21 protein-coding genes are annotated in these 21,837 nt (G+C 69.0%); 3 read left to right on the top strand and 18 right to left on the bottom strand.

Going from position 1 to position 21,837, the window contains the following annotated elements; translation table 11 throughout:
• Positions 1–41: 41 nt before the first annotated feature.
• Positions 42–1,184 carry an Mrp/NBP35 family ATP-binding protein gene (locus BKH33_RS03450; RefSeq protein WP_003784649.1) on the top strand — a complete coding sequence of 381 codons (1,143 nt, stop codon included), beginning with the start codon at positions 42–44 and terminating at the stop codon, positions 1,182–1,184.
• Positions 1,185–1,235: 51 nt separating this feature from the next.
• Here the strand turns inward: BKH33_RS03450 and BKH33_RS03445 are convergent, their stop codons facing one another.
• On the bottom strand, positions 1,236–2,072 hold the full coding sequence (locus BKH33_RS03445) for a twin-arginine translocase TatA/TatE family subunit (RefSeq protein WP_076142538.1): 837 nt from the start codon (positions 2,070–2,072) through the stop codon (positions 1,236–1,238).
• Positions 2,073–2,231: 159 nt separating this feature from the next.
• On the opposite strand from BKH33_RS03445, the gene BKH33_RS03440 reads away from it, so the two are divergent.
• Positions 2,232–2,867, top strand: a complete 636-nt coding sequence (locus BKH33_RS03440; protein WP_003782064.1) for an O-methyltransferase — start codon at positions 2,232–2,234, stop codon at positions 2,865–2,867.
• Between the two features lie 149 nt (positions 2,868–3,016).
• Here BKH33_RS03440 and BKH33_RS03435 read toward each other — a convergent pair whose 3' ends face one another.
• Together BKH33_RS03435 and BKH33_RS03430 are read right to left on the bottom strand one after the other, a co-directional pair.
• Positions 3,017–3,184, bottom strand: a complete 168-nt coding sequence (locus tag BKH33_RS03435) for a DUF3117 domain-containing protein (protein WP_003782053.1) — start codon at positions 3,182–3,184, stop codon at positions 3,017–3,019.
• Positions 3,185–3,289: 105 nt separating this feature from the next.
• Positions 3,290–4,045 carry an LOG family protein gene (locus BKH33_RS03430; RefSeq protein ID WP_043539079.1) on the bottom strand — a complete coding sequence of 252 codons (756 nt, stop codon included), beginning with the start codon at positions 4,043–4,045 and terminating at the stop codon, positions 3,290–3,292.
• A gap of 273 nt (positions 4,046–4,318) precedes the next feature.
• Between BKH33_RS03430 and BKH33_RS03425 the strand changes: the two genes are divergently transcribed.
• Positions 4,319–6,058 (top strand): phospho-sugar mutase, encoded by a 1,740-nt coding sequence (locus BKH33_RS03425; RefSeq protein WP_043539081.1) that lies wholly within the window; start codon positions 4,319–4,321, stop codon positions 6,056–6,058.
• A gap of 260 nt (positions 6,059–6,318) precedes the next feature.
• On the opposite strand, the gene BKH33_RS03420 is transcribed toward BKH33_RS03425, so the two are convergent.
• From BKH33_RS03420 to BKH33_RS03350, 15 genes are all read right to left on the bottom strand, one after another.
• Positions 6,319–7,203, bottom strand: coding sequence for a metal ABC transporter permease (locus BKH33_RS03420; protein ID WP_003782072.1), 885 nt, complete (start codon positions 7,201–7,203; stop codon positions 6,319–6,321).
• On the bottom strand, positions 7,200–8,252 hold the full coding sequence (locus BKH33_RS03415) for a metal ABC transporter permease (RefSeq protein ID WP_043539083.1): 1,053 nt from the start codon (positions 8,250–8,252) through the stop codon (positions 7,200–7,202). Before BKH33_RS03415 ends, BKH33_RS03420 begins: the two co-directional genes overlap by 4 nt.
• On the bottom strand, positions 8,249–9,049 hold the full coding sequence (locus BKH33_RS03410; protein ID WP_003782025.1) for a metal ABC transporter ATP-binding protein: 801 nt from the start codon (positions 9,047–9,049) through the stop codon (positions 8,249–8,251). Before BKH33_RS03410 ends, BKH33_RS03415 begins: the two co-directional genes overlap by 4 nt.
• Before the next feature lie 8 nt (positions 9,050–9,057).
• Entirely contained in the window at positions 9,058–10,242 is a 1,185-nt protein-coding gene (locus tag BKH33_RS03405) for a metal ABC transporter substrate-binding protein (RefSeq protein ID WP_003782048.1), read from the bottom strand.
• A gap of 115 nt (positions 10,243–10,357) precedes the next feature.
• The gene (gene deoC, locus BKH33_RS03400; RefSeq protein ID WP_003782002.1) at positions 10,358–11,011 is read right to left on the bottom strand and encodes a deoxyribose-phosphate aldolase; all 654 of its coding nucleotides are present in this window, start codon (positions 11,009–11,011) and stop codon (positions 10,358–10,360) included.
• Positions 11,012–11,100: 89 nt separating this feature from the next.
• Positions 11,101–11,433 (bottom strand): VOC family protein, encoded by a 333-nt coding sequence (locus BKH33_RS03395; RefSeq protein WP_043539093.1) that lies wholly within the window; start codon positions 11,431–11,433, stop codon positions 11,101–11,103.
• Between the two features lie 44 nt (positions 11,434–11,477).
• Positions 11,478–12,290 (bottom strand): hypothetical protein, encoded by an 813-nt coding sequence (locus tag BKH33_RS03390; protein ID WP_076142535.1) that lies wholly within the window; start codon positions 12,288–12,290, stop codon positions 11,478–11,480.
• A complete protein-coding gene (locus BKH33_RS03385; protein WP_003782018.1) occupies positions 12,287–13,633 on the bottom strand; it encodes a thymidine phosphorylase in 1,347 nt (448 codons plus the stop codon). The genes BKH33_RS03390 and BKH33_RS03385 overlap by 4 nt, the downstream gene beginning before the upstream one ends.
• Before the next feature lie 71 nt (positions 13,634–13,704).
• Complete coding sequence (locus tag BKH33_RS03380) at positions 13,705–14,142, bottom strand: cytidine deaminase (protein ID WP_043539095.1); 438 nt, start codon at positions 14,140–14,142, stop codon at positions 13,705–13,707.
• Positions 14,143–14,185: 43 nt separating this feature from the next.
• Positions 14,186–15,478, bottom strand: a complete 1,293-nt coding sequence (locus tag BKH33_RS03375) for an ABC transporter permease (protein WP_003782061.1) — start codon at positions 15,476–15,478, stop codon at positions 14,186–14,188.
• 3 nt (positions 15,479–15,481) lie between these two features.
• On the bottom strand, positions 15,482–16,825 hold the full coding sequence (locus tag BKH33_RS03370; protein WP_076067924.1) for an ABC transporter permease: 1,344 nt from the start codon (positions 16,823–16,825) through the stop codon (positions 15,482–15,484).
• Entirely contained in the window at positions 16,822–18,351 is a 1,530-nt protein-coding gene (locus tag BKH33_RS03365; protein ID WP_003781981.1) for an ABC transporter ATP-binding protein, read from the bottom strand. Before BKH33_RS03365 ends, BKH33_RS03370 begins: the two co-directional genes overlap by 4 nt.
• 66 nt (positions 18,352–18,417) lie before the next feature.
• Complete coding sequence (locus tag BKH33_RS03360) at positions 18,418–19,518, bottom strand: BMP family lipoprotein (protein WP_003781983.1); 1,101 nt, start codon at positions 19,516–19,518, stop codon at positions 18,418–18,420.
• A gap of 625 nt (positions 19,519–20,143) precedes the next feature.
• On the bottom strand, positions 20,144–21,325 hold the full coding sequence (locus BKH33_RS03355; RefSeq protein WP_003781987.1) for a mannose-1-phosphate guanylyltransferase: 1,182 nt from the start codon (positions 21,323–21,325) through the stop codon (positions 20,144–20,146).
• A gap of 101 nt (positions 21,326–21,426) precedes the next feature.
• Positions 21,427–21,822 (bottom strand): hypothetical protein, encoded by a 396-nt coding sequence (locus BKH33_RS03350; protein ID WP_232621461.1) that lies wholly within the window; start codon positions 21,820–21,822, stop codon positions 21,427–21,429.
• Between the last annotated feature and the right edge of the window lie 15 nt (positions 21,823–21,837).

Raw genomic sequence — 21,837 nt, 5'->3', positions numbered from 1 at the left:
CCACCTGTCGAGGCGCCGAGTACCACCCCTAGGATGAGGCCATGCCTCTACCGACTCATGACGCCGTCATGGAGGCGCTGGACCGGGTCATCGACCCCGAGCTGCGCCGCCCCGTCACCGACCTGGGTATGGTCTCCTCCGTTGACATCGCCGAGGACGGCGTGGTCAGTGTCGAGGTGCTCCTGACCGTGGCCGGGTGCCCGCTGAAGGACACGATCACCGCCGATACCCAGCGCGAGGTCGGCTCCGTCGAGGGCGTCACCGGGGTGCAGGTGAGTCTGGGCGTCATGAACGACGAGCAGAAGGCCGAGCTGCGCCGCCGGCTGCGCGGAGGGGCCGCTGAACCGGTGGTTCCCTTCACCCAGCCGGGCAACCTCACCCGGGTCTACGCCGTGACCTCCGGCAAGGGCGGGGTCGGTAAGTCATCGGTGACCGCGAACCTGGCCGCTGCCATGGCCGCCCAGGGCCTGAGCGTGGGCGTCGTCGACGCCGACATCTACGGCTTCTCCATCCCCCGCATGCTGGGCGTGGACCGGGTCCCCACCCAGCTCGACGGCATGATCGTGCCGCCCGTGGCCCACGGGGTGAAGGTCATCTCGATCGGCATGTTCGTCGAGGACAAGCAGCCGGTCGTCTGGCGCGGCCCCATGCTGCACCGCGCCGTCCAGCAGTTCCTCTCCGACGTCTTCTGGGGCGACCTGGACGTCCTCCTGCTGGACCTGCCGCCCGGGACCGGAGACGTGACCATCTCGGTGGCACAGCTGCTGCCGAACGCCGAGATCCTCGTGGTCACCACCCCGCAGACGGCTGCCGCCGAGGTGGCTGAGCGAACGGGCCTCATCGCCGCCCAGACGCACCAGAAGGTGGTGGGCGTCATCGAGAACATGTCCTACATGCCTCAGCCTGACGGCTCGCACCTGGAGATCTTCGGCTCCGGCGGAGGCGCGATCGTCAGTGCCTCCCTGAGCGAGACCCTCGGCTACGAGGTCCCGCTCCTGGCTCAGCTGCCGCTGGACATCCGTCTGCGGGAGGGCTCCGACACGGGTTGTCCGGCTGTCGTGGCCGACGACGGCAAGCCGGCTGCCGACGCCCCCGCGGCCCTGGAGCTGTCCGCCGTCGCCCAACGTCTGACCCACCGCGCCCGAGGCCTGGCGGGCAAGAGCCTGGGAGTCACTCCGGCCTGATAGCCGGCACCTGATAGCCGGTCCTGCCCGGCACGATGAGGTCAGATGAGGTCAGAAGTCGACGGCGACCCGCGCGGCCTCAGCGCGGGTTCGAGCGGCGGCGTTGGCGGCGCGCACGATGTCTCGCGGAGACAGAGGGCCCACCGGAGCGGCATGACTGTCGTCACCGGGCTCATCGGCTGCATCCATTGAGGGATCAGCCCCTGGCTCGACCAGGCTCGTCGGGACCTCCACCGACTCCGGCGCGCTGGGCTCGACCGGATCGACAGGCTCAGCCGGTTCGGGACTCTCGAGCGGCTCGGCCTGGTCGGCGGGCTCGGTCTGCTCGGGCTCGGCGTCGTTCGTCCCCTGGAGCACCCCCTGCGGAGGCGCGGAGCTCTCCTGAGCCTCTTGAGTCTCGGAGGGGGTGTCACCCTCAGGAGCCTCGACCGGCTCGACCTGCTCAGCGCCCTTGTCAGAGGCGTCCTTCTCAGAGCTCTGCTCGGCCCGCTTGGCCTCGATCTGCTTGCTCAGCGAGTTGGCCCGGTCCTGCTTGACGACGTCGTTGACGGCCTGGGCGGCATCGTCGGAGATCTCCTTAGCGGCCGAACCGACGGTCCTGAAGGGGTGAGCGAGGTCCTCACGGATGGCGTCGATGTCCTCCCCCAGGGCGTCGCGCACGATCTTGCGGGGGTCGTACTGGCGCGGATCAAGACTGGACAGGTCCAGGTCAGCCATCTCGGGGCCGACCTCCTCGGCGATCTGGCTGCGCGCGTTGTCCAGGAACACCCTGAGCTGACGCACCATCTGCGTGAGCTTGCGGGTGTACTCGGGCAAGCGCTGCGGCCCCACAACGACCACCGCCACCAGGATGATGACGAGGAACTCAGATCCAGAGATGCCGAACACGCCGCTCAGTATAGGGAGTCAGACCCCGTAGGCTCCGCATCGGTTCGCCTACCGGCGGACTCACCCGACTACCCGCCCTTCCCCCTATCTGGCCGAACACCTGGAACAATGAGGCCGAGGGGCTGCACCTGGCGCCCCACAGCAGGAGAAAGGCTCACAGTGAGTGCGGACAAGACGCTGAGCTGGTCCTACACCGAGGACTTCACGGCGGAGGACGAGGCCACCGCCCAGGCCCGCATGCGGGGGCTCGAGCTCGGCATCACTCCGGTGTCCTCGGGGACCGGTGCGGCGCTGCAGATGCTGGCCGCCTCAGTGGGCGCCAAGTCCGTGGCCGAGGTGGGCACCGGCACCGGCGTCTCGGGACTGTGGCTACTGGGAGGCATGGGCTCCGACGGGGTCCTCACCACGATCGACGTCGAGCCCGAGCTCCAGCGCGAGGCCCGCCGTGCCTTCGACGGGGCCGGCTACCCCTCCTCGCGCACCCGCATCATCCAGGGACGGGCCTCGGACGTCATGCCCAGGATGGCAGCCCGCTCCTACGACATGGTCGTGCTCGACGTCGCTCCGGAGGATGCGATCCTGCTGGCCTCCAACGCGCTGCGGATGCTGCGCCGAGGCGGGGTCCTGGCCGTCACCCGGGCCCTGTGGAACGACCACGTGGCCGACCCGGCCCGCCGTGACGTCACCACGGTGGCCGCCCGCGAGCTCGGCAAGGCGCTGCGCGCCTCCCAGGCGCTGCTGACGACGCTGCTGCCCGTCGGGGACGGCCTGCTCGTCTCCGTGCGCCAGACCTGATGACGCGCCATTAGGCAAGGCCGAGCACAGGAAGAGGGCCGGACCCGTCACAGGTCCGACCCTCTCTCGTGAGGCTGGATGACCCGGCCGCCGGTTCCTCGACGCCGAGGACCGCGTGGAACCGGCCGTACCCAGGCCGCCCGGATCGATCAGATCTTGGCGTTGGCCAGAGCCTCTCCAAGCTCCTTGACCTCGTCGGCCGTGATCTCGAGGACGAGTCGACCGCCGCCTTCAAGCGGAACCCGCATAATGATGGCGCGGCCTTCCTTGACGACTTCGAGAGGGCCGTCTCCGGTCCGGGGCTTCATGGCAGCCATGTGCTCACCTTTCGTCAGTGCTGCGCGGGCACATCGCCGCGCGACCTGTCATATTCTACGACATTCAAGGTGCAACGTTCGAGGATGTGTCCGCCATGACGCGATTCACGCCCCACCTCGGCCATTGCGTAGCCGGCGAGCGGCACCGACCACGTAGTCCACGGCCTCCTCGGCGCCGTCGACGACGTGCAGCAGATCAGGGTCGGTCGCGGAGATCATGCCCCGTTCGACCATGGCAGTGCGCACCCATTCGAGCAGCCCGCCCCAGTAGCCGCTGTCCACCAGGGCGATGGGGAAGGAGGAGATCTTCCGGGTCTGGACCAGGGTGAGGGCCTCGAAGAGCTCGTCAAGGGTCCCCAGGCCGCCGGGCATGACGACGAATCCGTCGGAGTACTTGACGAACATGGTCTTGCGGGCGAAGAAGTAGCGGAAGTTGACCCCGAGGTCGACGTAGTCGTTCATGCCCTGCTCGTGGGGCAGCTCGATGCCCAGACCCACCGAGATGCCGCCGGCCTCGTGGCAGCCGCGGTTGGCGGCCTCCATCATGCCCGGTCCTCCCCCGGTGATGACGGCGTACCCGGCGCGAGCCAGTCCGACACCGACCTCCACCGCCATCTGGTAGGTGGGATCATCGGGCCTGGTGCGAGCCGATCCGAAGACGCTGATGGCCGGTCCCAGCTCGGCCAGAGCACCGAAGCCCTCGACGAACTCGGCCTGGATGCGCATGACCCGCCACGGGTCGGCGTGGAGCCAGTCGGCCTCTGCAGTACGGCTCAGCAGCCGCGCGTCGGTGGTCTGGGAGGGGATCTGGGTGCCGCGCAGCACCACTGGTCCCTTGTGGTAGGACTTGCGTGTACTCATACGGCCATGATCTCTTAATCCGGCCGGTGCGGCGAGGTGCTGGGAGCGGCGGGCATCAGCCCGCCGCATTGACATCGACCATCCACCCCCTTATCGTCAGATGTCTCACGTCTCTAAAATAGTCTCGAATCATATTGCAAAATTAATTCGGTTTAACTTATTTCGTACACGCATTGCAGTTACCGTGACTAGATTCTCCTTGTGTTTGGAAACACCCGTGAGGAGAGTCATTGTGAGCGTTTCCAACACTTTTATCGCGGTACCGTCACGGATATGACCCGAGGCCCTGTAGACGTGTACGACGACGCTGCCGTGAACGCCTGGATCCAGGACGATCCGGATCCCGTCACCCGCGCCGAGCTCACTGAGCTCCTGGCTGCCGCCAGATCTCATGGTGAGCAGTCCGACGCGGCTCAGGCAGCTCTCGCAGACGCCTTCAGCGGCACGCTCACCTTTGGTACCGCAGGTTTACGCGGTCGCCTCGGCGGTGGTCCCAACCGGATGAATCGGGTCGTCGTCATTCGAGCCGCCGCGGGTCTGTCGGCTTATCTCAAGAACCGTGTCGGCGAGGGCTTCAGCGTCGTCATTGGTTACGACGCCCGTCACAATTCCGAGCAGTTCGCTCGTGACACGGCCGCTGTGGTCACAGGCGCGGGCGGGCGGGCGATTCTCTTCGAGTCGTACTGCCCCACACCAGTCCTCGCATTCGCGCTGCGTCGCCTGGAGGCTGATGCCGGCGTCATGGTGACCGCGTCGCACAACCCGCCCCAGGACAACGGCTACAAGGTCTACCTGGGCGGGTTGGCTGTGTCCGACTCGGGCCAGGGAGCCCAGATCGTTCCCCCCTATGACACGCAGATCGCGCAGGCGATCGACGCCGTCGGTCCGATTGCCTCGGTGCCGCGCCCGCAGGCGGGCTGGGAGACGGTCGACCCGGCCATTCGTGAGGAGTACGTCGAGCGGGCGGCCCAGGCGGCCCGGATGAAGGCCCCTGCCCCGGTGAGGATCGTTCTGACCGCAATGCACGGCGTGGGCGGGGCCACCTGTCGTGAGGTGCTTGCCCGGGTCGGGTTCACCGACGTCGTCGAGGTGACTGAGCAGTTCGAGCCCGACCCGGACTTCCCGACGGTCGCCTTCCCCAACCCGGAGGAACCCGGGGCTCTGGACCTGGCACTGGACAAGGCGCGGGAGGTTGAGGCGGACCTGGTGATCGCCAACGACCCCGACGCCGACCGCTGCTCGGCCGCCGTCCCGGACGCGGACGCCCCCGGCGGCTGGCGTCAGCTGACCGGCGATGAGGTCGGTGCGCTCCTGGGCGAGCAGGCCGCTGAGCTGGCGGCTTTCGCCGGCAACGGGGTCCTGGCGTGCTCCGTGGTCTCCTCCCGGTTGCTGCGCCGGATCGCCCAGTCCCACGGACTCGGATTCCGACGCACCCTGACGGGCTTCAAGTGGATCAGCCGGGAGCCGGGTCTGGTCTTCGGCTACGAGGAGGCACTGGGGTACTGCGTGGATCCCGCTGCGGTGCGGGACAAGGACGGTATCTCGGCCTCGGTGAGGCTGGCGGTGCTGACCTCCGTACTCAAGCAGCAGGGGCGGACGCTACAGGACCTCCTCGACCGGCTGGCTCGCGAGCACGGCTTGCACGCCACGAGCCCGTTGAGCATGAGGGTCGAGGACCTCTGCATCATCACCGCAACCATGGAGCGTCTGCGCGAGGGCGGGGCTCCGGCCAAGCTTGCAGGCTCCCCGATCACCAAGACGGTGGATCTGCTCGACGGCGTCTCGGACGGCAATGGCGGCACGCTGCCTCCTACAAACGGGCTGGTGTGGGTGACTGCTTCGGACGACCGTGTGGTCGTGCGCCCCTCCGGGACCGAGCCCAAGCTCAAGTGCTACTGCGAGGTGATCCTGCCTGTCGGCGAGACGCCGGTGGCCGAGGTGCGCGCAGCGGCCGCCGAGCGCCTGGAGACCATCAAGGCGGACCTGCGCGGCGTCCTGGGCATCGCCGCCTGAGCCGCTTCTCCCGAGGGTCTCTCCGACGCCCCGAGCGTCAGGAGGGTGAGGTGTGGTCGATAATCTCCGGGGTGATCTGCTTGCTCAGGTCCGCTGCTACGACGCCGCCGGGGACGTAGCGCTGACGAGGACCGATCCTCCTGGGCAGACCGACGATCAACGGTGGCGCCGGTAGACGACTCTGTCGGGGGACGCACCACGACAGCGCCCTCGCCGCAGCCTTCGTCGCGGCGCCACTGGGGCGTCCCTGCACCGAGGCCTCAGCGCCGGAAGGAGATCCGCGCTCGGACTCTGCTCATCGCAGCCCAGTGGGCCACGGCGGAGATGACGTAGACCAGCCCCGAGGCCACGGCGATGACACCGCCCGCCGACAGGCTCAGCCTGACAGCCACCAGCAACCCCACCAGGGCGGTGACCGCCCCGAGGATCGGGGCCGCCACCAGCAGCCGCCGCATGGTGGCGGTCCACGGGGCCAGCGCGGCCGCGGGCGCAGCGATGAGCGCGATGGGCAGGATCGTGCCAACGGCCGGAACCAGCATGACAATGGTCAGGGTGATCATGACCATGACGGTGGCCTCGGCCCAGGCGGGGCGCAGCCCGCTGGCCCGGTAGCCCAGTGGGTCGAAGCTGTAGAAGGTGAGGAACCGCCCGGCCACGATGAGCACAAGCACGGTCAGTACCAGGACGACGCCAACGGCGATGACGTCAACGTGGCTGACGTTGAGGACGGATCCGGCCAGGAAGGAGTCCACCTTGAGAGGTAACGGGGAGAACCACTTGGCAAGGAAGTAGCCCAGGGCGAAGCCGAAGGTGAGGACGACGCCGGCGGCCGACTGCGACGTCATGCCCGGAACCTGCGAGAGCCGACGCATGAGCCAGATCATCGGAAGGCACATAACGCCGGCCCCCACGAGCACCAGGGTGGACAGGAGGGTGAAGTCGGCGCGCTGACCGAGGATCGCCTGCGAGAACCAGGCGGCCAGCACGACTCCGATGATCGCGCCCGGAAAGGTCGCGTGGGTGAGTGACTCGGTGAAGAAGATCCGGCGATGAACCAGTGCGACCGCGCCCACGAGCCCGGCCAGCAGCCCCATGAGAACGACCTCGATGATGGGCAGTAGGAGGATGTCGAGTCCGACGCTCATGCCCGACTCCCCTCGGCCGTCGGAGCCACCGCACCCTCCGCACCCGCAGCCTCATCTGAGGCGACTCCCGTGTCCGCGCCGCTCGACACCGTCGTCGCAGCCGGTGCGGGCCGTGCTGAGCGAGCCTGCCGCACCACCCTGCGGAGCCGCTCGCGCGCAGCGGCGACACCGACCGCGAGGAGGAGGATCGCGGTCATGACCAGGGCCACGGTGGCCTGCGGGGAGATTGGCTTGTCGAGGGTCTCGGGCAGAGTCATGAGCAGCATGCCGAGGTACCCCCCGCCCACGCCGACGGCGATAGCGACCGCGACCATGGAGCGCACCCGGGAGACGAGGATGCGCGCCGTCGCTCCTGGGATGACGAGGTAGCCGATGACAAGGAGAGTGCCCACCGCCGTCGAGGCGGAGACGACGGCAGCCGCGATGGCGGTGTTGAGGACCAGGTCGAGCGCGAGGAGGCGCAGCCCTGAGGCACGGGCACCGGTGCGGTAGAAGGCGTAGGCGACCTGCTCCTTCCAGGTCGCCACGATGAGCAGCAGCGCAATGGCGCACACGATGAAGGCCTGGGCCAGGCGCTCATCGGTGACCTCCAGGAGCCGGCCGAACATGAGGGCCTCGAGCTGGCCGGACATGTCGCCCTTGGCCAGGGACAGGATGAGCCCGATGGAGAAGAAGCTGGTGAGGACGACGGCAGTTCCGGCCTCCGAGGCCTCACCCCGACGCGAACGGTGGGAGACGATGGTCAGGACCAGGGCCGCGGCGACGGCGACGACAGAGGCAGCCGGGATGATCGCATTGATCCCCCAGTAGACTGCGCCGGCGACGATCCCAGGGAAGACCGCGTGAACCATGGCCTCAGCACTGAACTCGGCGCTGCGAAGGTTGATGATGACACCGATGACGCCGGCGACGACACCCAGGAGCACCACCATCACCAGGGGCCGGAAGAGGAAAGGGGCATCCGCAAGGGGGGTGATGCCCGGGACGTTGACGACTGCCAGGCGCAGCTGCTCGAGGACCTGGCTGAAGAGCGTCATGAAGCCGCTCATTGTGACTCCCCCGCCCCGGCCGCGGATCGCAGCCCCAGCAGCCGGGTGGTGCCGTGACCTCCGTAGGCCTCGTCGATGTAGCGGGCCACGAGGACCTCATCGCGCGGACCGAAGGCGATCTGCCGCCCGGCCAGGAGGGCGGCCTGCTCGCAGGTCTCCTGGGCCAGGACCAGGTCGTGGGTGGAGATGATCAGGGAGACGCCCCATTCCTTGAGGTCGGTGATGATGGACAGCAGGGCCTCGCGGTTGGGCTGGTCCAGACCGTTGAAGGGCTCATCGAGGAGGATGAGGCGGGGCCGGGCGGCCACGCAGCGGGCCACGAGGACGCGCTGCTGCTGGCCGCCGGACAGGGTGCCGAAGCGCAGCTCGGCACGGTCGGCCAGTCCGACGCTCTCAAGGGCCTCCATCGCCCGACGACGAGTCCGGGCCCCGGGACGCCGCAGGATGCCGAGCTGGGAGTACATGCCCATCTGGACCACCTCCCGCACGGTGACGGGAAAGGTGGGGTCGAGGTCGCTGACCTGGGGGACGTATCCGACAGACCCGCGCGGCGCGCGCCCCGGCACCGCCCCATTGACCCGCACCCGCCCGGCACTGACACTCACCATGCCGAGCAGGGCACGCATGAGGGTGGTCTTGCCCGAGCCGTTGGGACCAACAAGCGCGAGGGCCTGCCCGGCCGGGACCTGCCCGGAGACGCCGGTGAGCACCGTGGAGGAGCCGTAGGAGAAGGAGGCATCCTCCAGGATGACGACCGGCTCAGCCGAGACGGGTGCGGGATCGCGGGGGCCTGTCATGTGGTTTCTCACTTGACGTCGGATGACTTGGGGGTCCACTGGGAGAGGTCCGCGGGAATCTCGGATACCGTGCCGCCCCATGCCTTGGTGAGGTTGGAGACGTTGTGGAGGATGGAGCCGATGTAGGTCTCGCCGTCGGAGCCGGGGGTGCCCAGGGAGTCTCCGTAAAGGGCCTCGTCACCGATGACGGCCTTGACTCCGGCGACCTCGGCGACCTTCTGGACGGACTTGGGGTTGTTGGAGTTCTCGGCGAAGATGGCCACTGCGCCGGAGGCCTTGACCTTGTCCGCGGTCTCCTTGATCTTGTCGGCGGTGGCGTCCTGCTGGGCGTTGAAGTCGGACAGGGCCGCGCCCTCGAACTTGACGCCGAACTCACTGCTGAAGTAGCCGAAGGCGTCGTGGCTGGTGAACAGGACCCGTTTGTCCTGGGGCACCGAGTTCAGGGAGCCGGCCGCCCACTCATCGAGCTTCTTGAGCTTGGCGACGTAGGCGTCCACGTGGTTGCGGAAGACACCGGCCTGGTCGGGAGCGGCCTTCTCCAGGGCGGCACCGATGTTGGTGACCTGGACGATGGCGTTCTTCGGCGAGGTCCACACGTGCGGGTCGAAGCGGAACTCGGGCTCGCTCTCCCCCTCCTCAGGGGGGAAGGGCCACTTGGCGACCTCGACCTTGGCGCTGCCCCGGTCGACCTTGTAGGGCTTGGCCTCCTCCTTCTTCTTCTGGGCGGCCAGGTCATCGACGTCGGCGGCCCCGGCAACACCGGAGGTCACCACCATGGTGCCCTTGAAGCCGGTGGAGTCGACGGCGGAGTCCAGGAAGTGCTCCAGGTCGACGCCGGAGATGAAGAAGAGATCCGCCTCGGACAGGGCCTTGGACTGGGCCGTGGTCATGTCGTGCTCGTGCGCCGAGGCGTTGGGGGCCAGCAGGCAGGTGAGCTTGAGGTGGGACGTGGCCTTGGCGGCGTCAGCGCCGAAGTGCTGGGTCTTGCCGTCCGCGCCGGTGCGGTCGAAGGAGAGATCGCTGGAGGCGTCGCCGGTGGCGAGCTGAGTGATGTAGTCGCAGATCTGCGTGGTGGAGGCGACCGCCTTGACCGTTCCCGAGGCGTCGGCTGAGGTCGAGCTGTGACCACAGGCGGCCAGGGCGGGTGCGGACAGGGCGAGACAGGCGAGCGCCGCGACGCTGCGGCGACTCATACTGGGGATGGTTCTCATAGCGCCGAGTATAGTTTCGGGTGCCCGAAACTTGGCAAGTTGAGGCGGTCCTTCCGTCGATACCGGGGTGCAGGTCCGCAGCGAAGGTGTGGACAGCTCAGTTGCTGAGACCCTCGAGGACAGCAGCGCTGGCGGACAGGCCCAGACGGTTGGCGCCGGCCTCGACCATGGCGAGGGCGTCGGCGGCGGTGCGGATACCTCCGGAGGCCTTGACGCCGAGGCGGTCTCCGACGGTGGCACGCATGAGGGCGACGGCGTGAGTGGAGGCGCCGCCGGCGGGGTGGAAGCCGGTGGAGGTCTTGACGTAGTCGGCCCCGGCGGCCTCGGCGGCGCGGCAGGTGGAGACGATCTCGTCGTCGGTGAGGGCGGCGGACTCGATGATGACCTTGAGGACGGAGCCCCGGCAGGCCTCGCGCACGCCGCGGATATCGGCCTCGACGGCGTCGACGTCGCCTTCCTTGACCAGGCGGAGGTTGACGACCATGTCGATCTCCTCGGCGCCCTTGGCGGCAGCGTCGGCGGCCTCGGCGGCCTTGACGACAGTGGCGTGGGCGCCGGAGGGGAAGCCGCAGACGGTGGCCAGGTGCAGTCCGTCGGGCAGGCTCAGCGGAAGAAGGCTCGGGGAGACGCACACGCTGTAGGTGCCCAGGGCCGCGGCCTCGGCGACGAGCGCGTCAACCTGGGCGGCAGTGGCCTCGGGCTTGAGGAGGGTGTGGTCGATGAGAGAGGCGATCTGGGCGCGCGCGGTCATGGGGTTCCTTTCGACGGTGTTCACCCCATCATGGACTGACCTGCCTAATGCGGGCAAAACATCCACGCGACAAACCAGCGATGCTGGATTCACAGATGAGAAAGGACGTTCATGACGTTTCCGTCAGCATCCCGGAAGAAGAAACGACGCACTCCCCACTCCTCCACAGCGAGATCATGCACGATCTCCCACCCGTTCTCCCGAGCAATCTGATAGGCATCATCCACGTCATCCACCTCGATGGAGACCGCCGGATTGACAGGCGCAGTGGGATCAGAGGCGATCAAACTGATTTGAATGGAACGATCTCCTGGCGGAGACAGGATTGCAATCCAACCATGATTCATGACCACCTCCATCCCGGTGAGGCGACGATAGGCTTCGATGGCGGCATCAAGATCGCGCACAGTAATGAGCGGCATGACCCGTTGTGTCGGCATGGATATCACTCTCGCATAACTGGTTCTCACCATGAACTGTTTTCGGGAGCGACGACGGCGAGGACGCGGGGCCAGCCGCCGAGCTCGCGGGGGCCGGGGCGGTACGGGTCGCACGGGACGGTCAGGTTGAGGGGGCGCACGGATCCGCTGGAGGGCTCGTAGATGTGCACGCTTCCCTCACCGGGGTCGTCCTGCTCGATGGTCTGCCAGGGCAGGGCCAGGACGTAGTGGCGGGGCACGGCCGGGGTTCGCGCCAGGGAGGCGCGCAGCCTCGCCCCCGCAGTGGGATCCACCTCGGCGTCGTGATCGAGGACGAGCGGACCGCCGGTGACCAGGATGACCGGGAACCCACCTGCCAGCACCTCACGGATCGAGGCGACCTCACTGCCCCAGGCAGGGCCGTGGTCACTCACCCACCTCACCGTGTAACGGCGGCGCGAGCGGCCAAGAGCACAGGCCTCAGCGATCTCGGTCATCTGCCGGGCCACGGACCAGGGCGTGGAACCGAGCGCCTTCGGCCAGGGCAGGACCCCCAGGCCGTGGACATTCATGGCCCGTTGGATCCGCAGCTGGTGGCGGGACAGGAGAGACATCAGGTGCCTACCCTCCCGACCGGGCTCCGATGTGGCCATCTCCTGGGCGAGCTCACCCGTCACGGCCCGGCGCTCGCCGGGCGCCAGGAGCAGGCGGGCGGCCAGGAGGCAGGTGGGCCCGCAGGTGGTGGCATCGGTCTGGGTCAGGGTGATGGCCTGGCCCGCCTGGATGAGGCGTCCCACCCGCAGCCGGGAGTTGACGGCCCGGGCGACGATGGCCGGCTGCACCGGTCGGGGCGTGGTCATCCGATCCGCTCCAGGACGACGCCGCGCTCACGGCGGGCGGCGGCGTCGGCCGCCTGCGAGGAACCGGCCTGGGAGATGACGATGCCGCCCGCGAGCGCCTCCCGGGCGCGGGTGAAGCGCTCGGGCGTGGCGGTGTGCAGGGTGAGCAGCGGCTGGCCGGCGTGCACCTCGTCGCCCGGCTTGGCGTGCATGGTCACGCCGGCGACAGCCTGAACGGGGTCCTCCTTACGGGCGCGTCCGGCCCCGAGGCGCCAGGCGGCAACCCCGACGGCGAGGGCGTCCAGGGTGGTGAGGACGCCGTCGGCCGGGGCGGTGACGAGCTCGGTCTCGGGTGCCCGGGGCAGAGGCGCATCCGGGTCCCCTCCCTGGCGGCGGACCATGTCGCGCCAGACGTCCATGGCGCGCCCGTCGGCCAGGGCGGCGCGGACCTCGTCCTCCCCCACGGGTCTGCCGGCGGCGGCGCACATCTCCAGGGCCAGGGCCACGGTGAGGTCGACGACGTCGGCCGGTCCCCCACCGGCGAGCACCTCGAGGGACTCGGCGACCTCGAGGGCGTTGCCGGCGGTGAGCCCGAGCGGGGTGGACATGTCGGTGAGCAGGGCGCGGGTGGTCACGCCGGCGTCGGTGCCCAGGGCCACCATGGTGGAGGCGAGCTCGCGGGCCTGGTCGATCTCCTTCATGAAGGCGCCCGAGCCGACCTTGACGTCCAGGACGAGGGCGCCGGTTCCCTCGGCGATCTTCTTGGACATGATCGAGGAGGCGATGAGGGGGACGCAGGAGACGGTGGCAGTGGTGTCTCTCAGGGCGTAGAGGCGCTTGTCGGCCGGAGCCAGGCCGGCTCCGGCGGCGCAGATGACGGCGCCGGGGCCGCCGGCGTCGAGCATCGACAGGATTTCCTCGCCCGTGAGGTCGGCCCGCCAGCCGGGAATGGACTCCATCTTGTCCAGGGTTCCGCCGGTGTGCCCGAGACCGCGCCCGGAGAGCTGGGGGACGCTCACGCCGAAGACGGCCACGAGCGGCGCCAGCGGCAGGGTGATCTTGTCCCCCACTCCCCCGGTGGAGTGCTTGTCCGCCGTCGGGCGTCCGAGGCCGGAGAAGTCCATGCGCTCGCCGGAGGCGATCATGGCGCCGGTCCAGCGGGCGATCTCGGCCCGGCTCATGCCGCGCAGGTAGATGGCCATGGCCAGCGCGCTCATCTGCTCCTCGGCGACGACGCCACGGGTGTAGGCGTCCACCACCCAGTCGATCTGGGCGTCGGTCAGGGCGGCGCCGTCGCGCTTGGCGGCGATGACGTCGACGGCGTCGAAGGGCTCGACGGCCGACGGGGCGGCGGGAACGGTCACGGGGCTCTCCTCATCTCGGCTCGTCAGCTGCGCATCAGGCGGCTGGTCGTCGGCTCTGCGTCAACTGCGTATCAGCTCTGCTCGCCGACGACGCGCTCGACGTCGGCGGCGGTGAAGCGGTCGGGCAGGACCTCGTCGATGGTCATCATCCCGGCGGGCATGGCCAGCACCATACCGTCGGCGGCGTGCTCGCTCAGGAGCTGGCGGCAGCGCCCGCACGGGGCGCAGGCCCGGCCGTCGGCGTCCACACAGGCGAAGGCGACCAGGTGCCCTCCCCCGGTGCGGACGAGGTCGGAGACGAGGCCGCACTCGGCGCACAGGGTGACGCCGTAGCCGGCGTTCTCCACGTTGCAGCCAGAGACGAGGCGACCGTCGTCGACCAGGGCGGCGGCGCCGACCTTGAAGCGGGAGTAGGGGGCGTAGGCGTGAGTCATGGCCTCGACGGCGAGGTCGTGCAGGTTCTGCCAGTCGGCACCGGTGAGGGCGCCGGGGGTGACAGGTGGGGGCACGGTCGGGTTCACTGGTCTGCTCTCCGGGGGCCGGCGGGACTGGTCACGGGTAGGGCACCCCCTCGGCGGCGGGCGCACGCACCTTGCCCACGAATCCTGCCACTGCCAGGATCGTGACGATGTAGGGGATCATCGAGATGATGTCGGGTGAGACGGAGCTGCCGATGACCGGCAGGGTCTGGGCCACGGAGGTGGCGAAGCCGAAGAGCAGCGCCGCCCCCAGGGACCCCAGGGGCCGCCAGGCGCCCAGGATCATGGCGGCCAGGGCGATGTAGCCGTTGCCTGCGGTCATGTCGTTGTCGAAGGACAGTCCCGAGCCGACGGTGAAGAAGGCGCCGCCCAGCCCCGCCAGCGCCCCGGCCAGGGCGAGGTTGGCCACGCGAGTGCGCATCACCTTGATGCCGACGGTGTCGGCGGCCTTGGGGTGCTCGCCGCATGCCCGCAGCCGCAGCCCCCAGCGGGAGCGGAAGAGCATGGCGGACAGGATCGCCACGGCGGCGTACATGAGGTAGACGAGGATCGTCTGGCGGAAGAGGACCGGGCCGATGACCGGGATCCGGGACAGAAGGGGCACCGCCAGGGTGGGCAGGCGCAGGGCCTGGTTGAGGCTGGGGCTGGAGGACAGGAAGGTGGAGAACAGGAACCCGGTGAGCCCCGAGACCAGGACGTTGAGGACGACTCCGACGACGATCTGGTTGACCCGGTAGCGCAGGCCGAACAGGGCCAGCAGGAGCGCCACGAGGACTCCGGCCACGGGCGCGGCGAGGAGTCCCATCCACGGGCTGGAGCAGGCCGAGGCCACGACGGCGCCCAGGAAGGCCCCGCCCAGGAGCTGGCCCTCAATGGCGATGTTGATGGTGCCCGATCGCTCCCCGATGATGCCGGCCAGCGACCCGTAGACGAGGGGGACGCTCAGCCCCAGCGCTGAGGACAGGATGGTCACCAGCGGGATGACACCGTTGCGCCCGGCACCGGCCCAGGTCAGGAAGGCGATCACGAATCCGACGCCGATGAGAACGGTGGCCCAGGTCGGGATCCTGCTGCGACGCCGGGCCCGGTCGAGGGCGATGGCGGTGGCCGCGGCGACGATCCCGGCAGTGACGAGGATGACCAGGCGCGCGTTGAGCACGGGGTTTCCAAGGCGGAAGAGGTCTGAGGAGGCGGTGAGGCCGAAGGTGGTCGTGCCGTGGGCGCCCAGCGTCATGAGCCCCTGGAGGAGGAGCACGACAACGCCGGTGATCGGGATCTTGAGGTTCATGGGCCCGACGGCCGCGGGGGCGGAATCGGTTGAAGCGGCGGGGGTGGTTGACTCGGCTGAAGCGGTTGACACGCTCATGGCTCAGGCCTCCTTCGCGGCGGGAGCGGCCGGGGCGGGCGCCGTAGCCGGAGCTGCGGCCGGGACTGAGGCGGAGGACGGATCGCCGCCGCGGGACTCTCGGCGCTCCGGGAGCCGGAAGATGGCCCGGACCAGGGGCGGGGCGGCGATGAACAGCACGATCGTGGACTGCAGGACCAGGACGATCTTGATGTGGGTACCCGGTGCGGCCTGCATGGCGGTGCCGCCGGCACGCAGTGCCCCGAACAGCAGCCCGGCCAGAACGGTTCCCACGGGCCGGGAGCGTCCCAGCAGCGCGACCGTGATGGCGTCGAAGCCGATGGAGCCCACGACGGACTCGTCCATGCTCTTCTGAGTGCCCAGAACCGGCGCAGTGGCGGCCAGTCCGCACAGGGCGCCGGAGATCATCATGACCAGGCTCGTCACCCAGGGGACGCTCATGCCGGCGGTGCGGGCGGCGTCGGCGTTGAGACCGGTGGCCCGCAGCTGGAAGCCGAGGCGGGAGCGCTCCATGAGCCACCACACGGCCACGGCGACCAGCAGGGCCAGGAGGAAGCCGGCGTGGAGACGGAAGGAGCTGCCCGCCAGTGAGGGGTACTGGGCGGAGTCGGCCACGGCCAGAGACTTGCGGTTGCCGGTCTCCCCCTCCCCGTTGAAGGCCTTGAGGCTGAGTACCTGGGACAGGAGGTGGGCGGCGATCGAGTTGAGCATGATCGTCACGATCACCTCGTTGGCGCCGGTACGGGCCTTGAGGACGCCGGCGATACCGCCCCACACCAGACCTCCCAGGGCCGCCCCGACGACGGCCAGCAGCAGGTGGGCCACGGGCGGCAGGTTCCAGGCGATGCCCACGTAGCAGGCCGTGATCGCCCCGAGAATCATCTGCCCCTGACCACCGATGTTGAACAGGCCGGCGCGGAAGGCGACGGCCATGCCGAGTCCGGCGATGATGAGCGGGGTGGCGTTGGTCAGCGTGTCGGTGATGGGACGGATCATGCGCACGGTGGTCGTGGCCCGCCAGTCGAGGATGGCACCGCGCAGCAGGGAGCTGTAGGCCTCGCTCAGGGTGGATCCGGTGGCGTGGAGGAAGTCGCCGGGGCGATTGAGCAGGTAGGTGGCGGTGTAGCGCACCTCGGAGTCAGCCGCGAGGATGAGGATCGAGCTGAGGAACAGGGCGGTCAGGACCGCGAGCAGCCCGACGACGGCCGGTGAGGAGGCGACCTGTCGCAGCAGGGCGGCCTGACTGGCCGGCCGACTGCCTGGCCGACCGCCCGGGGCGCGCTCGGAGCGGCCCTCAGGCCGGTCAGTCGTCGGTGTCGTGCTGGAGCCGGTGGTGGGGGTGCTCATCGTGTCTGCTCCTGAGGGTCGAGGGCCTGCTCGGCGGGGGTGCCGGCCATCATGAGGCCCAGGGCGTCTCGGGCGGTGTCGGCGGGGACGGTGCCGACGATCCTCCCGCGGTACATGACGGCGATCCGGTCGGCCAGGGCGTAGATCTCATCGAGCTCGGAGGAGATGATGAGGACGGCGGTGCCGGAGTCCCGCTCGGCGACGAGCCGCTGGTGGACGAACTCGATGGAGCCCACGTCCAGGCCGCGTGTGGGCTGGGAGGCGACGAGGACCTTGAGGGGCCGGGAGAGCTCACGGGCGAGGATGGCCTTTTGCTGGTTGCCTCCCGAGAGGGTGGAGATGGGGTCGTCGACGTCGGTGACGCGCACGTCGAACTCCTCACGCATCCGGTGGGCGGCCTGGTGCACGCGCCTGGGCGACAGCGACGGGCCACGCCCCAGGGAGGGGTCGTCGAAGCGGTCCAGGACCATGTTCTCGGCGACGGAGAGCTCGGCGACCATGCCGTCGGTGGAACGGTCCTCGGGCACGAAACCGAGTCCGGCTCGCAGGCGGCGGCGCACCCCGTGGCGGGTGACATCGTGGCCGTCGAAGGCGATGGCGCCGGTGGTGGGCGAGCGCAGCCCGAGGATCACCTCGCTCAGCTCGGTCTGCCCGTTGCCCTGGACGCCGGCGATGGCGAGGATCTCGCTGGCGCGCACATGCAGGTCGACGTCGTCGAGCAGGACGGTGCCGTCCTCGACGAGGCTCACGCCGCTCAGGGTGAGCGCCTCCTGGCCGGCCTTTGCCGGGGGCTTGTCCACGGTCAGGGAGACGTCGTGACCGACCATGAGCCCGGCGAGCTCGGTGGCCGAGGCGGTGGGCTCGGCAGTGCCGACCACGCGGCCACGGCGGATGACGGTGATGGTGTCGGCGACCTCACGGATCTCTCGCAGCTTGTGGGTGATGAAGACGATCGAGGTGCCCGAGGCCTTGAGCTCGCGCATGATGGCGATGAGCTCGTCGGTCTCCTGCGGGGTGAGCACGGCGGTGGGCTCGTCGAGGATGAGCACCTTGGCGTCTCGGGCCAGGGCCTTGATGATCTCCACGCGCTGCTGGACGCCCACGGGCAGGTCCTCGATGAGGGCGTTGGGGTCGACGTCGAAGCCGAAGCGGCGGGATATCTCGGTGACCTTGGCCGCGGCGGCGCCGGCATCGATGATCCCCAGCGACCCGACTGGCTCGTAGCCCAGGGCAACGGACTCGGCCACGGTGAAGACGGGCACGAGCATGAAGTGCTGGTGAACCATGCCGATGCCGGCGGCTACGGCGTCGCCCGGCCCGGAGAAGGTCACGGGCTCGTCGTCGATGAGGACCTGTCCGGCGTCGGGCTGATGGAGGCCGTAGAGGACGTTCATGAGCGTGGACTTGCCCGCGCCGTTCTCGCCCAGGAGGGCGTGGATCTGGCCGGGCTCGACGGTCAGGTCGATGTGGTCGTTGGCCACGAGCGGCCCGAAGGCCTTCGTGATGCCGCGCAGCTCAAGCTTCACAACAGGCTCGCTTCCAGGGGGACGAGTGATCGGTGGAGGCTCGGGGTGCTGGCCCCGGGCGGACGTTCAGGAGGGGTCGTAGGGGGTCGAGACGTCGAGGGTTCCGTTGGTGATCTGGGTGCGAAGCTCCTCGAGCCTGGTCTTGACCGGATCGGGGACCCGGGAGTCGAAGTCGTGGAAGGGAGCGGCGGTCACCCCCTTGTTCTTGAGGGTGCCGATGTAGGGATCGGCGGAGAACCTGCCCTCGGAGGCGTCCTTGACGGTGTCGTAGACCGAGTTGCCGATCTCCTTGACCACGGAGGTCATGATGATGGAGCCGTCGCTGGTGGAGGTGTAGCCGTCGGAGTCGACCCAGATGACGGCGTTGGCGCCGCCGGCGGCATTCCGCTGCTTGACGGTGGACAGCGTGCCCTGGCCGACGGGGCCGGCCACGGGCATGATGACGTCGGCGCCCTGGGAGATGAACTGCTCGGTGATGGCCTGGCCCTTGGCGGCGTCGGAGAAGTTGCCGACGAAGGACCCGCCCTTGCCGGTGGCGGTGTCCCAGCCCCTGACCTGCACGGAGGCGCCGGTGTCCTCGTTGTACCGGGACACGCCCCTGGCGAAGCCGTCCATGAAGATCTGGACGGTGGGCAGGGGCTTGCCGCCGTAGGTGCCCACGACCCCGGTCTGGGAGGTGCCGGCGGCGGCGTATCCGGCCAGATATGCGGCCTCGGCCGTCTTGAACAGCAGCGGCTTGGCGTTGGGCAGGGTGGCCGGCTTCCCGTCGGCTCCGATGAAGGAGGCGTCGATGAGGGCGAACTGGATGTCGGGGTTGGCCTTGGCCGACTCGGTCAGGTCGGCGGCGATGTTGAAGCCGACGCCGATGACGAGCTTGCAGTTCTGCTGAATGAGCGCATAGATGTTGGTGGCGTAGTCGGCCGAGCTCTCCGACTGCACGGCGACGGTCTTGACCCCGAGCTCCTTGCCGGCCCGGTCCAGGCCCTTCTTGCCCGACTCGTTGAAGGAGTGGTCATCGAAGCCGCCCTCATCGGAGAGCATGCAGGCGGTGAAGTCCTTGGCGCCCTCGAGGTTGCGCGTGGGCCGCTGCGCCGGTGGCGTTCCGCAGGCGGCCAGGCCCAGGGCCAGGACCGCGCCAAGCGTCATCGCGGAACAGGTCTTCTTCATGGAAACCTCCGTGGCTCTCGCGTGCGACGGACAACACATTGGGCGTCAAGGATATGCGAAAGCGTGTCATTCTCACACCGTTTGATCCACCAGGGTCGGCTCGTGATCATCTCGGTTTCAGCGCGAGGGCCCTGCGCCGGGAGAATCTCTTCTTCCGGCACCGGGCCCCTCAGGGCGCCGGCGGCTCCAGCAGCTACCGCATTCATGGTCCGGAGGTGTGTTGCCTCATGGCTTCTGAAAGCGTCAGATGTCATGACATCTCATGACACCGTGAGACGGGCCGACCGGGCGAGACAGTCGTCGCCCGCCCTGCCGGCAGGGACCGGCGCGGTCACCCAGGTGGCTCGGCCTCGCCTGGGCCCATTGCACGAAGGTCGGGTACTACTGGGCAGGGTTCGGGGGTACTTCATGAGGTGCGGAGGCTCGTGCAGTACGCACAGCCCTTGGCCAGTACACCCCCGCCCTCGTGCAGTACGCCGGCCCGAGGAGGGCTCGGGCCAAGGCCAGGTTGAGCCAGCGCCACCAGGCCCGCTGGAGGCCCCACCGAAGCGAGTACCTCAGAGGCCATGACGCTCACATGTCTCAGAAGTGAGGAGACAAGACAGCTCGCGGTCCGGAGGTGCCGCTAGAGCAGGTCCTCGCGTCCGTCCTCCTTCAGGGCGTCAACGACACCCTTGACGTCCTGGGCGTGCTCGGGCGTGGTGACCAGGAGGGCGTCAGGGGTATCGACGACGACGACGCCCGGCACACCCAGCAGCACCACCGTGCGCCCGGACGTGGAGGCTACGAGGGCACCGTCGGATCCAGCCACCCGAACCTCGGCCGGGGCCTCATCTGAGGCTGAGCCGTCAGTACTGTCGACACCGTCGAGCACGCCGGCGCCGGCTGCCGGCCCCTCAGTGCGGGGAGCGACGAGCTCGGCCAGGGCGTCGAAGCCGCCGACGTCGTTCCAGCCCATGGAGACCGGGACGGTGGCCACGCCCCCGGAGGCGGCCACCGGCTCGGCGATGGCGTGGTCGATGGCGATCTTCTCCAGGGCCGGCCAGCGCTCGGCCAGAACCTCCTCCCGCTCGGGAGTGTCCCAGGCTGCGGCGATGGCCTCGATGCCGGCGGCCAGCCGCGGTCTGAGCGCGGCCAGGTGGTCCAGGAGGACGCCGGCGCGGACCACGAACATTCCTGCGTTCCAGCGATAGTCGCCGGTGGCCAGGTAGGCGGCGGCGGTGACGGCGTCGGGCTTCTCGGTGAAGCCCAGGACCTGGCGCCCGTCGGGGGCGCCGGGCACGTCGGTAGGGTCTCCGGCGTGGATGTAGCCGAAGGCGGTCGAGGGGCCGGTGGCCTCGATCCCGATGGTGACCACCCAGCCCTGCTCGGCCAGGAGGGCGGCCTGGCGCACGGCGTTCTCGAAGGCGGCCCGGTCGGCCACCGTGTGGTCGGCGGCGAAGGAGCCGACGACGGCGCCTCGCCCGTGGCGGTGAGCGATGACGGCGGCGGCCAGACCGATGGCCGCCATGGAGTCACGTGGGGAGGGCTCGGCCAGGAGGTTGTCGCGCGGGACACCCGGAAGCTGGTCGGCCACGGCGGCGATGTGGGCGACGCCGGTGACGATCGTCGTCGTCGCGGTCACCGGCGCGAGGCGCTCAACGGTGTCCTGCAGGAGGCTGTGGCCGACCCCGGTGAGGTTGAGGAGGAACTTGGGGCGGTGGCGCCGGCTGAGCGGCCACAGCCGGGTGCCCGCGCCGCCGGCGGGAATGATGGCGTGAATGGCCGGCGCCGAGCCGGCGGCAGGACCAGAGCCGTCGGGCCACACAGCGTGATCGGGCTTGCCAGGGTTACCAGGAGTGTCAGTCACCGGCACAGGCTAGCGCTCGGGCAGGCGCCTCGCACACACCACCGCCCCAGTCTCAGCAACTACATCCCGGGTCGGACGACCTTCTTCCGCTGCGTCACTTTCATGACACCTGCGGCAATCAAACCAATAATGCCGAGCACCACTCCAGCGGCTGCCACTTTGCGAACCGGATAGGCACTCTCACCGAGCCATCCTTGACTCTCCCACCGGGAACGAGCCTCATAGCTCTCAATTGTGACAGGACAGTCTCCCTGGTTCGGATCGCTGAACCCGGAACTGACGGGCTCGTCAGTGACACATTCGTACTTAGGGGCCGAGCCGCTCGCCGGAATAAGACTAATCCCGATGGTCCCCACCCCCGCTACCAGCAGAACCAAGGCGAAGATGAGTACTCGTTTAGCCGCTGACACGACAGCTCCTTTCAGGAAAAAGAAAACAAAGGTTGCGTTCGACACGCAATGCTACCCATG

Source organism: Actinomyces naeslundii, assembly GCF_001956585.1.
Lineage (GTDB): Bacteria > Actinomycetota > Actinomycetes > Actinomycetales > Actinomycetaceae > Actinomyces > Actinomyces naeslundii.
This window is presented reverse-complemented; position numbering and strand designations above follow the sequence as displayed.

Excerpts from the sequence above, each read along its gene's own strand:
- BKH33_RS03450 (WP_003784649.1), top strand. The coding sequence starts at position 42 with ATGCCTCTACCGACTCATGACGCCGTCATGGAGGCGCTGGACCGGGTC.
- BKH33_RS03425 (WP_043539081.1), top strand. The coding sequence starts at position 4,319 with ATGACCCGAGGCCCTGTAGACGTGTACGACGACGCTGCCGTGAACGCC.
- BKH33_RS03420 (WP_003782072.1), bottom strand. The coding sequence starts at position 7,203 with ATGAGCGTCGGACTCGACATCCTCCTACTGCCCATCATCGAGGTCGTT.
- BKH33_RS03415 (WP_043539083.1), bottom strand. The coding sequence starts at position 8,252 with ATGAGCGGCTTCATGACGCTCTTCAGCCAGGTCCTCGAGCAGCTGCGC.
- BKH33_RS03430 (WP_043539079.1), bottom strand. The coding sequence starts at position 4,045 with ATGAGTACACGCAAGTCCTACCACAAGGGACCAGTGGTGCTGCGCGGC.
- BKH33_RS03435 (WP_003782053.1), bottom strand. The coding sequence starts at position 3,184 with ATGGCTGCCATGAAGCCCCGGACCGGAGACGGCCCTCTCGAAGTCGTC.
- BKH33_RS03360 (WP_003781983.1), bottom strand. The coding sequence starts at position 19,518 with ATGAAGAAGACCTGTTCCGCGATGACGCTTGGCGCGGTCCTGGCCCTG.
- BKH33_RS03405 (WP_003782048.1), bottom strand. The coding sequence starts at position 10,242 with ATGAGTCGCCGCAGCGTCGCGGCGCTCGCCTGTCTCGCCCTGTCCGCA.
- BKH33_RS03370 (WP_076067924.1), bottom strand. The coding sequence starts at position 16,825 with ATGAGCACCCCCACCACCGGCTCCAGCACGACACCGACGACTGACCGG.
- BKH33_RS03395 (WP_043539093.1), bottom strand. The coding sequence starts at position 11,433 with ATGCCGCTCATTACTGTGCGCGATCTTGATGCCGCCATCGAAGCCTAT.
- BKH33_RS03410 (WP_003782025.1), bottom strand. The coding sequence starts at position 9,049 with ATGACAGGCCCCCGCGATCCCGCACCCGTCTCGGCTGAGCCGGTCGTC.
- BKH33_RS03390 (WP_076142535.1), bottom strand. The coding sequence starts at position 12,290 with ATGACCACGCCCCGACCGGTGCAGCCGGCCATCGTCGCCCGGGCCGTC.
- BKH33_RS03375 (WP_003782061.1), bottom strand. The coding sequence starts at position 15,478 with ATGAGCGTGTCAACCGCTTCAGCCGAGTCAACCACCCCCGCCGCTTCA.
- deoC (WP_003782002.1), bottom strand. The coding sequence starts at position 11,011 with ATGACCGCGCGCGCCCAGATCGCCTCTCTCATCGACCACACCCTCCTC.